This window comes from Rhizobium leguminosarum (assembly GCF_002953715.1).
In the GTDB taxonomy this organism is placed as follows: Bacteria; Pseudomonadota; Alphaproteobacteria; order Rhizobiales; family Rhizobiaceae; genus Rhizobium; species Rhizobium leguminosarum_V.
In genome coordinates this window covers 133,488-147,737 of sequence record NZ_CP025016.1, presented here as the reverse complement: position 1 = coordinate 147,737, position 14,250 = coordinate 133,488, and the positions used below count along the sequence as shown (strand labels likewise).

General features: G+C 60.9%; 11 protein-coding genes. 3 read left to right on the top strand and 8 right to left on the bottom strand.

The window, feature by feature from the left end; genetic code table 11:
• Positions 1 to 2: 2 nt before the first annotated feature.
• From CUJ84_RS35530 to CUJ84_RS35520, 3 genes are read right to left on the bottom strand one after another with little or no spacing between them, the layout of a single operon-like run.
• On the bottom strand, positions 3 to 1,007 hold the full coding sequence (locus CUJ84_RS35530; protein ID WP_105010120.1) for an ABC transporter permease: 1,005 nt from the start codon (positions 1,005 to 1,007) through the stop codon (positions 3 to 5).
• Positions 1,004 to 2,569, bottom strand: a complete 1,566-nt coding sequence (locus CUJ84_RS35525; protein WP_105010119.1) for a sugar ABC transporter ATP-binding protein — start codon at positions 2,567 to 2,569, stop codon at positions 1,004 to 1,006. The genes CUJ84_RS35530 and CUJ84_RS35525 overlap by 4 nt, the downstream gene beginning before the upstream one ends.
• A gap of 26 nt (positions 2,570 to 2,595) precedes the next feature.
• On the bottom strand, positions 2,596 to 3,765 hold the full coding sequence (locus CUJ84_RS35520) for a sugar ABC transporter substrate-binding protein (RefSeq protein ID WP_105010118.1): 1,170 nt from the start codon (positions 3,763 to 3,765) through the stop codon (positions 2,596 to 2,598).
• A gap of 194 nt (positions 3,766 to 3,959) precedes the next feature.
• Here CUJ84_RS35520 and CUJ84_RS35515 point away from each other — a divergent pair, with 194 nt between their 5' ends.
• On the top strand, positions 3,960 to 4,826 hold the full coding sequence (locus CUJ84_RS35515; protein WP_105010117.1) for a helix-turn-helix transcriptional regulator: 867 nt from the start codon (positions 3,960 to 3,962) through the stop codon (positions 4,824 to 4,826).
• Positions 4,827 to 4,968: 142 nt separating this feature from the next.
• Positions 4,969 to 5,361: an SMI1/KNR4 family protein gene (locus tag CUJ84_RS35510; RefSeq protein ID WP_105010116.1), complete on the top strand. Its 393-nt coding sequence runs from the start codon at positions 4,969 to 4,971 to the stop codon at positions 5,359 to 5,361.
• A gap of 664 nt (positions 5,362 to 6,025) precedes the next feature.
• Here CUJ84_RS35510 and CUJ84_RS35500 read toward each other — a convergent pair.
• Positions 6,026 to 6,172 carry a DUF1127 domain-containing protein gene (locus tag CUJ84_RS35500; RefSeq protein ID WP_003552150.1) on the bottom strand — a complete coding sequence of 49 codons (147 nt, stop codon included), beginning with the start codon at positions 6,170 to 6,172 and terminating at the stop codon, positions 6,026 to 6,028.
• A gap of 434 nt (positions 6,173 to 6,606) precedes the next feature.
• On the opposite strand from CUJ84_RS35500, the gene CUJ84_RS35495 reads away from it, so the two are divergent.
• Positions 6,607 to 6,864 carry a CrpP-related protein gene (locus CUJ84_RS35495; RefSeq protein WP_018446177.1) on the top strand — a complete coding sequence of 86 codons (258 nt, stop codon included), beginning with the start codon at positions 6,607 to 6,609 and terminating at the stop codon, positions 6,862 to 6,864.
• A 94-nt stretch (positions 6,865 to 6,958) separates the two neighbouring features.
• Here the strand turns inward: CUJ84_RS35495 and CUJ84_RS35490 are convergent, their stop codons facing one another.
• The 4 genes from CUJ84_RS35490 to CUJ84_RS35470 all read right to left on the bottom strand — a co-directional run bounded on the left by CUJ84_RS35490 (position 6,959) and on the right by CUJ84_RS35470 (position 14,221).
• Entirely contained in the window at positions 6,959 to 8,761 is a 1,803-nt protein-coding gene (locus CUJ84_RS35490) for an adenine deaminase (protein ID WP_105010114.1), read from the bottom strand.
• Positions 8,762 to 9,295: 534 nt separating this feature from the next.
• A complete protein-coding gene (gene lhgO, locus CUJ84_RS35480; protein WP_105010113.1) occupies positions 9,296 to 10,501 on the bottom strand; it encodes an L-2-hydroxyglutarate oxidase in 1,206 nt (401 codons plus the stop codon).
• A gap of 145 nt (positions 10,502 to 10,646) precedes the next feature.
• Positions 10,647 to 12,080 (bottom strand): HlyD family type I secretion periplasmic adaptor subunit, encoded by a 1,434-nt coding sequence (locus CUJ84_RS35475; RefSeq protein ID WP_105010112.1) that lies wholly within the window; start codon positions 12,078 to 12,080, stop codon positions 10,647 to 10,649.
• Complete coding sequence (locus CUJ84_RS35470) at positions 12,077 to 14,221, bottom strand: peptidase domain-containing ABC transporter (RefSeq protein ID WP_105010291.1); 2,145 nt, start codon at positions 14,219 to 14,221, stop codon at positions 12,077 to 12,079. Before CUJ84_RS35470 ends, CUJ84_RS35475 begins: the two co-directional genes overlap by 4 nt.
• Positions 14,222 to 14,250: the final 29 nt, after the last annotated feature.

Genomic DNA, 14,250 nt, shown 5'->3' with positions numbered 1-14,250 from the left:
CGTCAGCTCTGCAGGCGCACGCGCAGCTGATCGAGGCCGACCGCCATTAAAAGGACGACGCCTCGGGTCACGTCCTGCCAGAAGGAGGACACGTTCATCAGCGTCAGGCCGTTGTTCAGTGTGCCAAGGATCAAAACGGCAATCAGCGTGCCCCAGACGCTGCCGCGGCCGCCAAACAGGCTGGTACCACCGAGGATGATGGCAGCAATGATGGTGAGCAGGTGCTGCCCTGCGGCATTCGGTGCTGCGGCGCCGAGCATTGCTGCAAGGATGATGCCAGCCGCCGCCCCCGAAAGGCCGGAGACGACATAGAGCACCATCTGGGTCCGCTCGACGGGCACACCGAGCAGGCTGCTTGCTTCCAGATTGCCGCCGGTCGCATAGACGAAGCGTCCGAACGGTGTCTTTGACAAGATCAGCCAAAGTGCGACGAAGACTAACAGCATCAGGATGATAGGAAACGGGATGCCGAAGAGGCGCCCTGACCCGAGCCAGTTGAAAGCCGGAACGAAGAGCGGCTTCGAAAGTCCGCCGGTCAGCACCATGGAGAGACCGGAAAAGATGCTCATTGTGCCGAGTGTGGCGATGAGCGGATTGAGCTTCAGCCGGGTGACGATGAAGCCGTTCAGGACGCCGACCGCGCAGCCGATGATGAGAGCGGTGACGCAGCCCGCCCAGATGTTAATTCCGTTCGCATGCATCAGCGCCACGATGACGCCAGCGAGACCGGCGACGGCGGCAACGGACAGATCGAGCCCACCGCCGATGATCAGCGGGGTGCCTGCGGCTGCCATCAGCCCGATGAAGGCCATGTTGGTGCCGATGTTGGACAGGTTGCTCAGCGTCAGGAAATAGGGGGAGAGAACCGAAAAGGCGATCAGCAGCAGGATGTAGAACACCAGCAAGAGAACGATGCCGGCAGCCGGGCGGCCGAGAAGGTCGCTGAGCGAATTTGCCGACCTCATCGACGCTTCTGACGCTGCGGGAATGGAAGGCGACTTGATCATGTTTTCTCCAGTTCATTCGAATCGCGGAGGGCCGCCCGCAGCTCGGCTGCCCGCATCAGGTCCGTCGCGGTCGCGTCCTGCCCAAGCTCGGCGACGACTTTGCCATCCTCAAGCACGAGGCTGCGATCTGCGAGCCCCGCCACCTCTTCCGCATCTGAGGAGACGATCAGGATCGCCAGCCCCGCCTCCGCCAGGCGGCGGATTTCCATGTAGATCTCGCGCCGGGCACCAAGATCGACACCGCGCGTCGGCTCTTCGAGGATAAGAAAATTCGGGTTTCCGAGCAGCCAGCGGGCAAGGCAGATCTTCTGCTGATTGCCGCCGGACAGAAGGCGGATCTCCTGATCCGGACCGGCGGTCTTGATCCGCAGGGTTTTGATCCATTCACGGGTGCTGTCGTCTTCCCGCTTCCGGTCGACAACGCCGGATCGCGTGAATAGTCCGAGGTAGGGCAGTGTCGTGTTGGTTCGCACCGACAAATTGCCAATCAGTCCCTGGCGCTTTCGCTCCGCGGCCACGAACCCGATGCCGCTACGCACTCTCTTTCGCGGGCCAGAGAGACCGATGTCGATATCGTTCAATTGGATGGCTTTGGCACGGGCGGCAGGCTCGGCGCCATAGATGGCCCGGCCTATTTTCTCGGCGCCGGAGCCGATCAGGCTGAAGACGCCGAACACCTCACCGCGTCGTACGGTAAATGACACGCGGTCGAGCCATCCGGGAAGAGACAGTCCGTCGACGGACAGGACGATCTTTGCGTCCTGAAGCATTTTCGATTTGACGGGGTAGAGGTCGCCGAGTTCGCTGCCGAGCATCGCCGTCAGAACTTCGTCGCGACTGGTGTCGCGGGTTTCGAACTCACCTCGGACCTCGCCGTCACGCAAGACAACGATACGGTTGCTGAGCCGGAAGACCTCGTCAAGATAATGCGAAATATAGATGATGGTGACGCCTTGGTCTTTCAGGGCCCCGATGACGTCGAACAGATTGTCGGCATCCGCCTCGCTCAGCGACGCCGTCGGCTCATCCATGATCAGGATCTGCGCCTTGCCGGCCAGCGCGCGGGCGATTTCGACAATGCGCTGTTCGGACAATGGCAGCGAGCCCATGCGACGGCCGGGTTCGATATGATCGAGCCGCAATCGCTTGAGTAGCGCACGCGCCTGTGCGTCGACGGCCACCCGATCGATCATCGGAATACCCAAAAAGCGTCGCTTCGGCATGGAGCCAAGCGCGATGTTTTCGGCGACCGAAAGGTCCGGATGAACGGAAAGCTCCTGCGGCATAAGCCGGATGCCGGAAGCAACTGCATCCTGAGGGGTGGCGATATTCCTGGCCGTGTCGTCAATTCTAATCTGTCCACTGTCCAGCGTGTAGACACCGGAAAGGATTTTCATGAGCGTCGACTTGCCCGCACCATTGGCGCCGAGAAGCGCCACGATCTCGCCCGCATCGGCCGAAAGCGACACGTTCTTCAATACCGTCACGCCGGCAAATGCTTTGCTGACATTGGCGATCTGGAGCCGCGGATTGCGGCTCCCTTCGGTGCTATGGACGGTCATGTCACGCTCCCCTGACGCTATCTCGCTCATTGCTGAGGGAGAATGGCCTCATAGCCCTTCAGCCAATCCTGCTTCTTCAAGTCTGCGAGGTAGGTCGCGAATTCCGCTTCCGGAAACACGTATCCATCCGCCTCGCCGGCACAGGGAAATTCCTTGTAGAACTTGCAGATATTGGCCTTGGTGACCATTTGGTGCGTCACGAAGGTCGCCTCCGGGACAGGTTTTCCAGCAAGAGCGGAGAGTGCGATCGGAATCAAATAATTGCCGTAGCTGCCGGGGAAGGAACCGGTGGCGGCAACCAGGTTCGGATCGGTGGCGAGCGCCTCGGCCTCATCTGCCCCATTACCAACCGCAATCGCCTGATCGACGCGACCGGCAGCCCGCACGGCCTGCAACATTCCCATCGTCGCCTGATCGTTGATGGCAATGATGAGGATGGGGGCGCCTGGCGGAATGCGACCAATGATATTGTTCATCTGCGCGAAAGATTCCTGCAGCGTGTTCTTGGTATCGATCTCGATGATATGGTCGGCCGGGAAATCCTTGGTCAGCGCCATAAAGCCGGCCCGCTGACCGTCCGTGCGCATGCGTGGGATGACGCCCGACTGCGGTAGAGCGCCGATGACCAAATAACCGGTCTTCACGACATCGGCGCCGAATTTCTTTGCGGCCGCCGTTGCCAGATAGGACCCACCCATGAAGCCAGATTTGGGGTTATTGACGCCGAAGAAGCTCGCGCCTGGCATCGGGATGTCGATCGCAGTCACCTTCGTGCCGTCCTGTTTGAAGACATCCATCACAGTCTGCCCGAAATTGGCGTCCGTCTGGAATTCGATGACGTAGTCAACCTTGCGCTCTGCGAAGGACTTGGCATTTGCCAGGGCGGTCGGCCCGTCGAGGCGATTATCCGCAATCACGAGTTCGACGCCCGCAGCATCGGCATTCTGCTGAATCCCCTTTTCGACGAGCACGCCGAAAGCGATATCGCGCTGCAGATTGGCGAAACCAATAGTGTAGCTCTTTCCGTTCCTCGGCGGCATTGCCTTGGCCGCATCCGCCGCCATCGCCTTCAGATTTTCGGCCGATAACATGTTGCCATCGAACTTCACCGGATCGAACCCGTGAAAATCCTCGGCATAGGAAGCAGAAGCCGCAAGGCATGCGGCAACCACCAGCAGTCTGGCTTGATTTTTCATATCTCTCTCCTCCCGGCCACTGCCCTCCCTGGCAGCGGCGGCCCGCTGATGATCTCAGCAAATATTTGCGGGGCCATTCTAAAACTGACCTTGCCTTCTGACGTTAGCACTAAGCATTGTCGTTGACACGCCGGCAATTTCCGCAAAAATGATCTTTTGCATGCAAAATATGATCCTCAATCTGGGCCGCCGTCATGCAGAGCTACTTCGTCTACATGCCCGACAACCGCCTCTGCGCCGCGTGGGGCTGCACGGCCATCTCCACCGGGTATACAGAGATCGGATCGAATTCCGACTACCCGCCGAGCCGTCATCCTGACGACCACCATTTCAGCTGGTCGCGCGGCCGTATCCTGAGCGCCTATCAGATCGTGCAGATCAGCGCGGGCAGCGGCCGGCTGGAGTTCGGACCAGAACGTCGGCAGGTTACCATCGCCGAAGGCTCTATTTTCCTGCTCTTTCCCGGCGTCTGGCACCGTTTTGCTCCGGACCGCCGGACCGGATGGGTCGAACATTGGATCGAATGCCGGGGAAGCGCCTTCGATTTTGCGCGCGATGCAGGCCTGTTGCGCCCCGAGCAGCCGGCCCATGCCAGCAGCTCCGAGATTTCTGGTGTTTTCGCGTCGATTCACGCGCTGGCGCAGGACGATTGTCTGCGCAATCAGCCGCTGCTGTCGACCCTCGGCCTTCAACTGCTGGCCCTTATATGCCGCCCCGCCGATCTCAACACCAATGCCGCCGACAGGCTCGTCGATCGTGCACGGATGATTCTGATGGAGCGCTGCGGCCAGCCTCTGTCTGTCGAACAGCTCGCCGACGAACTTGGCGTCAGCTATCCCTATTTCCGGCGTCTTTTTCGCGAGCAGACTGGCATGTCGGCCAAGCAATATCAGATGAGGGTGCGCATCCAGCGGGCCGTCGACTTTTTGGTGAACACTGACAAATCGATCAAGGAGATCGCCGGCCTCCTGGGTTTTCACTCGGCGTTCCATTTTTCGACCCAGTTCCGGCAACTGATCGGTTCCAGCCCGACGGATTTTAGGGCCGTTAAACACTCGTAAGGGCCGCCTTGGCGCGGATTGAACCAGACACCTATGATCACCGGCGGATTGATCGCCCCTGTAGGAGCGGTTGCATGCGGAGTGGGATGTCCTATTTTGCGCTCATCAATGCCCAAGTGCGTCTCGAACCGGGGGCCAACATATGCTCGGAAAGCTGCAGCATGGATATCAATTGCCCGGCGCCAGTCTTTCGGAGATCGAGGCATGCGAGGCTTCGCTCTCGATCATCTTGCGCGAAGAGTACAAGACGTTCTTGCGTATCTCGAATGGTTTCAATGACGAAGTCGGTCAAGGATATCTGGTTCTCTGGAGCGTCGCGGAACTCGCCAAGGCGGACGGTTATGAACTCTTCGAATTTCAGACCGGCCAGTTCTTGATTGGTTCGAATGGTGGCCCGACCGCTTATGGAATAATCGGCGAAAATTATATCTCGATTCCGTTTGTCTTTGCCGGCGCATGGTCAGATGAGGTCCGCGTGCTTGGACAAACATTCGATGAGTTCATTGAAGCCATTGAGGCGGGCGAAGGTTCATAGCGATCGGCTTTGCCTGCCGGCACCTCCTTCATGGATGATGTTATAGCCGACAGCCTGTTCACTAACGCCGTTTCTGGGAAGCCGGACTACTCGCGAAACCGAGACATTCGGTGGGTCAGCTGTTGTGTGGATATCGCGCTAAAGCGGGACCCGGCCCCCTGGCAAACAGACCTCCTTTTAGGACGACAGAGTCCGAGGGTCTGCGACAGGCGCCTCCAGGAACCGCCAGCCAGTTCCACGGGAAGACGGGTACAGTTGAGTGGAGTGACGCGACGTGGGAACAGTCACACTCGATCTGCGGCAGGGAAGGTTCGACATACGAAAAAGCCTGCCGCGGGAGGAGGTGCGGCAGGCTTTCTGAAAACTGAACAGCGACTGGGAGGAGGAGTGCCGCTGTTCCGACAGACGTCCCTTGGGAGGAGGAGTGGGCCGTCTGAAAGTCGAAGCTTTGCGGGAGGAGGTGCATTGCTTCGATGGGTCTCATCATACACCGACCATAGATGGTGCCAATGTCTTATGCTGCACTGCAGCTATGCAAGAAATACAAGCCGGAAAGCTTTCCATACGAACGAGGACGCAACCGACCGCAGTCATGGCGTTCGACGCAAAAACGCCCGCGTCAGGAGCGGGCGTCAAGCAGTATTAAATACCAAGTGCTGTGCGGTTAGCGCGCGATCGATGCGCGGGCAACGCTGCGAATATCAGCGCGGTCGATGCCGAGGTCCTGCAGTTCACGGCTGGACATGCGGCCGAGTTCGGTGACGGTCTGACGGAACTTGCGCCAGTTGTTGAAAGAGCGTGCTACGTTCATGATAATCCCCTTTCCTGAGGGCTGTCTGACGTCAGCAACCTTGCTTGGCTCCGGCGTCGTTTCGATGATTGGAATATAGGCGGTTCAATCGGTTTAAAACAGCGACAATCTCTCACCTCAGCTATGCGACAGACGCATGGGCTGTTTCTTTTTTGCGCGAAATGGTCTCTTTTTTAAGCCGCAGAGATGAAAGCCATCGGATCGACGGGGTTCGTGTCCGCGTCACTGAAGTGAAGCCGAGGCGATGTAGGCCAAAGCCTCGCCGAGTTGGGATGTGGTAGCGATACGGGCGCGGTGATGGACGAGCCGGGTATACATGTCGCCGACCAGAGTCGCTTTCCACTCGAAACTGTCCCAAATTAACCCATTAATTAGCATTCTCTTGCATGCGCGGCCTGCGATGCTACCGTCGTCGACATCGTGGGGGATCGCGCATGACGATTGAAGAGCTGATCGATTTACAGGAAGCAGGCTCAAGGGCGCGCGTGCTCGGCCTGAAGGCTCACGAAAACCCATACCTCGCCGCCGATAGGATGCCGACTGGTGATACCAGTGCCCTCGGGGATTGGCTTGCGCGCCACGACGCGTGGAAGTTCGGTTGGGAAGCGGAGGACGCTAGCCGCGAAGGCAGGATTGCTGCGCACTTCAAGGAGTTGATCTCGACTGCCAAACAACGTGCACTCGATACGTAACGTCACTAATGGCGGTTCGCTCGCGACGAGTTAGGTTTTCTTGCCCCGTCGCAGCGAAGGATCGGCACCTCTTTCACCATCGGATTGCCAGCGTTCAGGCCTTTTCGAAGAGCGGCGAGATCACCATTTCCGGCACCAGCACCAGACCCTTATCGGTTATCCGGATTTCCGGGATGACCGACAGCGGGATGAGGTTGAAGCCCATATAGGCGATGGTGCAGCCTGCCTTTTCCCATTCGAGCTTCAAGGCCTTTACCTCGTCCGCGACGTGGTGCACGCGCTTGTCGGACAAAAGCCCGGCGATCGGCAGCGGCACCATGGCCGTCACCTTGCCGTCCATCACGACACAGACGCCACCCTGCTTTTCTTCGATCGCGTCGAGCGCCACCTGCATGTCCGCTGCATTGGTGCCGGCGACGATGATGTTGTGGCTGTCGTGGCCGACCGAGGATGCGACCGCGCCGTGTCTGAGCCCGAAGCCGTTGAGCAGTCCGTGGGCGACATTGCCGGCAGACTTGCCGTGACGCTCCACCACCGTCACGAAGCAGAGGTCGTGCTTGTCGAAATGCGCCTGCCAGTCATTGGCCGGTTCCAGCGTGACGGTGACATGGCCGAGGGTAATGCCAGGCAGCTCCGTCTTGATCGTATGAGCGACGACCGTCTCCGTCGGTAGTTCCGGTGTCAGCCTGAGATTTTTTGGCAGCTTGACCGTGTGGTAGGCGGCATCCGGATAGCGGTACGGTTTCGACAGGGCCTCGTCGAGGATCGGCGTGATCTTCTTGCCGTCGACGACGAGCTCGCCACCATACCAGGTGCTGACCGGCGTAAGGTCGTCGCTGAGAAGCACCAGGTCGGCGCGGCGCCCGCCTCCCAGACCGCCGATTTCGCCTTCCATGCCGAACCGCGTCGCGCCGTGCAGCGAACCCATCGCCCAGGCCTCTTCCGGCCTCATGCCGTATTTCACCGCTTCGCGAGTTACCCAGTCCAGGCCGAAAGCGAGCAGATCTTCCGCATCACGATCGTCGGTGCAGACGGCGACGCGCTTGTGGGAAGCGCCGAGCTCGGTGATCGTCTTGATCGCCTGCGGCAGCGAATGCCAGGGTGTCGTCGGCGGGCCGCCGCGCAGGAAGATCCACACGCCGGCTTCCAGCAGGTCGTCCGCGATGTCGCGGTCGATGGCTTCATGCGTGTCGGTGACGCCGGATGCCGCATAGGCGGCAACGAACTCTCGTCCGTAGACATGGCCCGACACCGGCCTGCCGCGCTCGAGGGCTGCAGCCAGGATCGCATGGCTGCGCTCGTCACCCATCGCAACGGGGACGAAATCCATCTTCTCACCGAGAGCCACGGCTTCCGGCCACTTGTCGAACAGGGCGGCGATCTTGTCCGGCGTCAGGTCGCCGCCGGCTGTTTCCAGATCCGGCGTCGTCGCCGGCACGGTGCTCGGCACGGTCAGGAAGATCGACAGCGGCGCCTGCCGTGCATCCTCGAGCATGGCCTCGACGCCGGCGACGTCCATGACGTTGCCGATCTCGTGGCTGTCGCAGAAGATCGTCGTCGTGCCGTTGAGGAGCGCCGCTTCGGCATAGGCGCAGGCCGTCACCATCGAGGATTCGATATGGATATGCGGATCGACCAGACCGGGGGCGATGATGCCGCCCTTTGCGTCGTAGAGTTTAGCGCTCCCGCTCCTGTAGCTGCCGGCCGGCTTCACGGCCGCAATGCGGCCCCCCGAAATCCAGACTTCGCGTCCGTCGAGAAAGCGCTCCGAATAGGTGGACAAGACGCGCGCGCCCTGGATGACCAGGTCGGGTTCGCGACGAGCGGAGGCGACATCGGCAAGACGGCGGGTCATGGTCGAGAGCGGCTGAACGGAGAAGCGGGTAAGCGTGCTCATGAAAACCTCATTTCCAGGGCGGGGAGGACAGGCAAGATTGTAAGGAACGTCGTCGGCCGAAGGAAGCACGAATAGTTGCGGTCCGTGTAGGCCTCGGCCTATTGGAACGGGCAACAGGCAGGGCCCTGCCCCTCAGGCAACCGAGCAGGACTGACAACCTTCTGGCGAGGACATATGGCTTGGCGGATCGCCTCCATCGGACCGGACCAGCGTACTCGCGGCATGGTGCTCAGCGGCTCGGTCGAGACCGTCGAAGATGTCGTTGATCGGCACAGGCATGGATTTGGTACTTCGGTGCTGCTGTCGTGTTGATGCCTCGATCGATCTCAGGCGTCAGCCCGTCTTCCGGCCGCGGCAATGAAGAAACGAAAAAGGCTGCCACCGGGAACCGGTCGCATCGAAGCTATGCCAGCCTGTCCTGCCCTGGCATGAGTTCGACCTCCTGCTGACTCCACAGCCCGGGGCGACCGGCACCGTTCATTCCGACTTCGAGAAATCTTGTCTCGAACGTCATCCGGCTTCCGTCAAGGTTCTTCAGCCGGCGGAAAAGCACCTGTCGGCGATATCCCGGCCGATCGGGATCGACGATGTGGCTGCTGGCGACGGCGCATTGCAGACGTGCAGCATGCGACCCGTCTTTAGGAACAGGAAATCATGCTCCAGGCGCCCGTCCCGCATCACCGCCTGAGCCCGGATGCCCGCTTCCATCGGCTGAAGGTCTTCGAGTGTCAGCGATGGGCAGTATTTGCGGCACGCTTCCAGATAGTTTTTCCGCCACAGCGAGTCCCGGAATTCGTGCACGGAGGCGCCTGCGTTTTTCCAGAGAAGCCGCCATAGGCCCGGAAACGAGAGACACTCGCTGAGATCCCGGATGTTTATGCTGAATTTCGGATACCCCTCGCGCGCCATTCCCAGAACCGCATTGGGTCCGACGGTAAGGCTGCCGTCGATCATCTTGGTGACATGAATGCCAAGGAATGGAAGCGACGGATCGGGCACCGGATAGATCAGGTGCCTGACCAGTCCATTCCGCGACGGCGGCAGACGGAAATATTCGCCCCTGAACGGTATGATCTGATGATTGATCTTGAGGCCCGCAAGTTTGGCGATGCGGTCGGACTGCAGACCGGCACAGGCGATCAGCTGTCTGGCCCGCCATTGGCGCTCACCCGCTGAAATCTCCACGAGATCCGAGGTTTCGCGGATCGCGGAAACCTGCGTATTCAATTCGATTTCCACGCCCTGCGCGGCCAGATGAGCGCCCATGGCGACGCACACAGCCTTGTAGTCGACGATACCCGTCGCCCGAACGAAAATTGCCGCGACACCTTCGACCACGGGCTCCCGTTGTTTCAGCGTATTCCGATCGAGCCATTCGATATCGATGTTGTTGATCTTTGCCCGTTCGGCCAGGTCCTTCAGGCGGCGGTGTTCGAGCTCGTTGGTGGCAACCACCAGTTTTCCGCATTGTTCATAGGGTACACCCTTCTCCCTGCAGAACGCCTTGATGGCATCGGCCCCCTCCCGACAAAGGCGCGCTTTCAAGCTGCCCGGCGCATAGTAGATTCCCGCGTGGATGACGCCGCTGTTGTGCCCTGTCTGATGGACGGCCAAGCCAGGCTCCTTTTCAAGGAGAACTACACTCGCACCGGGACGCTTTTCCAGAACGGCCATGGCGGTGGCAAGACCAACTATGCCGCCGCCTATAATGCAGACGTCGTGAATCATTGCGACACTCATTCCCAATCGATCGAAGTTAACGCCGAAAGCCGGGCAAATCCGACTTCACGAACATGCGGGTGGAACAGGCCGCAGCTATGGGACGCGAAATATCTACCTTGAATCTCACTCGAATCTCGTTCGGGGCGAACCGATCCGTCACGTCCTACGGTTCGCGTATTGCGTTGTCGAGGCCACGCAGCAGCGGATACAGGAAATAGGAGATCACCGTACGGTTGCCGACCTTGATTTCCGTGGTCACAGTCATGCCGGGAAGCAGCCGCACCGGCACATCTGTGGCATTCAGCCGGGTATCGGCAAGCAGGATCCGCGCCTTGAAGAAAGGGGCGGCCGGCTGGTTGGTGGCGGCCTCCTGCTGGCCCGTGAGGAAGGTGTCCTGGCTGATGGTCCTCACCTCGCCTGTTGCGGTTCCGTATTTCTGGAACGGATAGGCATCGAGCTTGATACGGGCTTCCTTGCCGACGGCCACCCGGCCGATATCGCGCGTGTTGATCGAGACTTCCGCCTCCAGCGGCACGTTAATGGGCACGAGTGTGACCACCGGCTCGGCCTCCCGCACCACCGAACCGACCGAGCGCTGCGCCAGGTCGAGCACGACGGAATCGGCCGGCGCCGTCAGCACGACCATGTTGCGGCGCAGTGCCATCTTCTTCAGTTCCTCGTCCGCCATGTCACGCTGGCCGCGCAGCTCCACCAGTTGCTCCATCGCCGCCCGCCGGAAATCCTCGATGAAGGCCTGCCGGTCGGCCGTCAGCTTGGCATAGGCGTGTGCGGCCTCGTCGGCCCGGCCGCGAACGGCCGTCAGATCGGACTCGACGTCGAGGCGGGCGTCGCGCGAGCCGAGCAGCGTGATCAGCGAGCCGCTCTGCTTATTATAGAGCCGCTCCCGCGCCGCCTCGATCTGCGAGAGCCCATCGCGCCTGTCGTTGAGCACAGCCTCCTGGTTCTTGCTCGCCGCAAGAGCGGCCGACTGGCCGGCTATCTGCTGCTCGAAATTCTGCAGCTGCGCCATGTAGAAGGCCCGTCGCTGGCCGAAGAGCTGCGCTTGCAGCATCTGGTCGGGCGTATCTCCCGCCGTGTAATCGTCGCCGGCAAGCTCGGCCTCGATGCGCCTCACCTGGGCGTCGAGCGCGGAGAACTTCGCCTGCTGCTGGTCGACATCGGCCTGGCTGAAAGTGGCGTCGAGGGTCGCGAGCGTCTGGCCCGCATGCACCACTTCGCCGGCCTTCACCTCGATCGTGCGGATGATCGAGGTTTCGAGCGGCTGGACGACGATGGTCGGCTGGGTGGTGACGAGCTTGCCAGGCGCGATCACCACCTCGTCGATCGACGAGACCGAGGCCCAGATGATCGCCGAAGCAATCAGCGCGGTTACGCAATAGAGCGTCATGCGCGCAACTCTGGGCGGCGCACGTTCCTCGAGCTCGACGGCATCGGATTGGAATTCCGCAATTGCCGGCGGCAGCGGCGGGCGGGCGGTCAGTTCCCTTCCCTTGCCCGAGGGCGCCTTGTCTGAAGGGCGGCCATTGCCTGAAGGGACCGGCAGGTTCTCGCTGGGTTTTCTGGTGTGCGCGTTCATGCGACCTGCCTCATCTGCTGGGACCACAGGTGGCGATAGGTCATGCAGCGCGATACAAGCTGATCGTGCCGGCCGATATCGGCGACCTTGCCACGGTCGATGACGAGAATGGCATCGGCATCGACGAGCGTCGAAAGCCGGTGCGAGACGATGATGACGGTGCGGCCGGCGGCGATACGGCTCAGATTCTCGCGGATGATCGCCTCACTGTCGGGGTCGAGCGCGCTCGTCGCCTCGTCGAAGATCAACAGCTTCGGATCGGTGATAAGCGCGCGGGCAATGGCAAGCCGCTGCTTCTGGCCGCCTGACAGGTTGGAGGCGTTTTCCTCCAGCATCGTGTCAAAGCCGCGCGGCAGGCGCTCGATGAACTCCTCGGCGCCGGCGATGCGGGCGACTTCCATGATCTCCTCGATGCTGGCATCGGGCTTGGCGGCGGCAATATTCTCGCGCACCGAGCCGCGAAACAGGAAACTATCCTGCAGCACGACGCCGATGCTCGTTCTCAGATGCACGAGGTCGATCTCGCGGCTGTCATAGCCATCCATGCGCACGAGGCCTTCCTGGCTCTGATAGAGCCCCTGGATGAGCCTTGTGATCGTCGTCTTGCCCGAGCCGCTCTTGCCGACCACGCCGAAGAGGCAGCCCGCCGGAATGGCGAAGGAGACATTGTCGAGCGCCGGCGCGCTATCCGGGCCGTAGCGGAAGCTGACCCTGTCGAATTCGATGCGGCCTTGCAGATGCGGCCGAACACCTCGCCCGCGGCCCGCCTGCTCCGGCCGCTGGTTCATGATCTCGCCGAGCATGCGCACGGAGAGCGCGACTTCCTGATATTCGTGCACCATGGTGACGATCTGCACCAGTGGTCCCGAGACCCGGCCGGCGAGCATGTTGAAGGCGACCAGCGCGCCGATCGTCATCGCGCCGCTGAAGACATCGAGCGCGCCGAGGCCGATGATCGCGACGCTCATCAGCTTCTCCAGCAGTCCGGTCATCGCCTGGGCGATGGTCGAGATCTTGTCGACCCGGAAACGCACGGAGATCGACTGGGCCGAATAATCGTCCCACACCTTGCGCTGGCGCGGCTCCAGCGCCAGCGATTTGACGGTCCGCATGCCGTGCACGGTTTCCACCAGCAATGCCTGCCGGTCGCCTTCGGCCTGGTAGAGCGCCTGCAACCGGCGCTGGAACGGCCCGACGAGCATCATCACCACGAGCCCGACGAGGGCTGCGAAACCGAGCACGACAAGCGTCAGCTTGACGCTGTAGAGAAGCAGAATCGGCACGAAGACCAGGAGCGAAACGCCATCCAAGAGTGTGAGGAACAGCCGGCCGGTCAGGAATTCGCGGATACGCCCCGTCTGCTGCATATGCTTGACGAGAACGCCGGCCGAGGCCTGTTCGAAGAGCGCGATCGGCAGGTTGAGCAGATGGCCGAAGGTGCGGGTCGCGACGCGGATGTCGATCCTGTTCGTCGCATAGAGCAGCAAATAGCGGCGCAGGAAAGTAAAGGTCGCGTCGAAGACGAGCGCGATCGCAATGCCCGCCGTGAGAACCGTCAGCGTCGCATAGCTCTGATGCACCAGCACCTTGTCGATGACGAGCTGAAAGAAGATCGGCGTCGTCAGCCCCAGCCCGTAGAGCACGAAGGCGGCGAGCGCGACATCGCGGAAGAAGCTGCGCTGCTTGATGATCTCGGGGACGAACCAGCGGAAGCCGAAGGGCCGGTCCTCATCGGACATGCGATAGTTGCGCTTCACCAGGATCACCGATCCGAGCCAGGCCTTGGCGAACTGCTCTTCGCTGAGCATCATCACTTCGGCGCGTGATGCCAGCGGGTCGAGAACGCGGATTCTCTCATCCTCCCCGCTCCCGACAGCGCCGGCGATGACCACCCAGTTGCCGTTCGTCAGCTCAGCGAGCGCCGGGAATGCCTCGCCAAGTTGGAACAGGGATCGCCAGTCGAGCGTCAGATGCTTTGCCCTGAGGCCGGCATCCTTGGCCATGCGCAGCAGCTGCCGCAAGGCAACAGGATCGTTGCCGACGGCATAATCGTGCTGCAATCGTTCAGGAGCAAGATCGACGCCGTGATGACGCGCGACCAGTGCAAGACAGTGCAGGTTGGTATGCAGAAAACCACTCATGGCCCACCCGAAACAATAGGAGCCCCCCG

Bases quoted from the DNA above. Each gene is read 5' to 3' on its own strand.
- CUJ84_RS35515 (WP_105010117.1), top strand. From the start codon at position 3,960: ATGCAGAGCTACTTCGTCTACATGCCCGACAACCGCCTCTGCGCCGCG.
- CUJ84_RS35525 (WP_105010119.1), bottom strand. From the start codon at position 2,569: ATGACCGTCCATAGCACCGAAGGGAGCCGCAATCCGCGGCTCCAGATC.
- CUJ84_RS35495 (WP_018446177.1), top strand. From the start codon at position 6,607: ATGACGATTGAAGAGCTGATCGATTTACAGGAAGCAGGCTCAAGGGCG.
- CUJ84_RS35490 (WP_105010114.1), bottom strand. From the start codon at position 8,761: ATGAGCACGCTTACCCGCTTCTCCGTTCAGCCGCTCTCGACCATGACC.
- lhgO (WP_105010113.1), bottom strand. From the start codon at position 10,501: ATGAGTGTCGCAATGATTCACGACGTCTGCATTATAGGCGGCGGCATA.
- CUJ84_RS35510 (WP_105010116.1), top strand. From the start codon at position 4,969: ATGCTCGGAAAGCTGCAGCATGGATATCAATTGCCCGGCGCCAGTCTT.
- CUJ84_RS35470 (WP_105010291.1), bottom strand. From the start codon at position 14,221: ATGAGTGGTTTTCTGCATACCAACCTGCACTGTCTTGCACTGGTCGCG.
- CUJ84_RS35520 (WP_105010118.1), bottom strand. From the start codon at position 3,765: ATGAAAAATCAAGCCAGACTGCTGGTGGTTGCCGCATGCCTTGCGGCT.
- CUJ84_RS35500 (WP_003552150.1), bottom strand. From the start codon at position 6,172: ATGAACGTAGCACGCTCTTTCAACAACTGGCGCAAGTTCCGTCAGACC.
- CUJ84_RS35475 (WP_105010112.1), bottom strand. From the start codon at position 12,080: ATGAACGCGCACACCAGAAAACCCAGCGAGAACCTGCCGGTCCCTTCA.
- CUJ84_RS35530 (WP_105010120.1), bottom strand. From the start codon at position 1,007: ATGATCAAGTCGCCTTCCATTCCCGCAGCGTCAGAAGCGTCGATGAGG.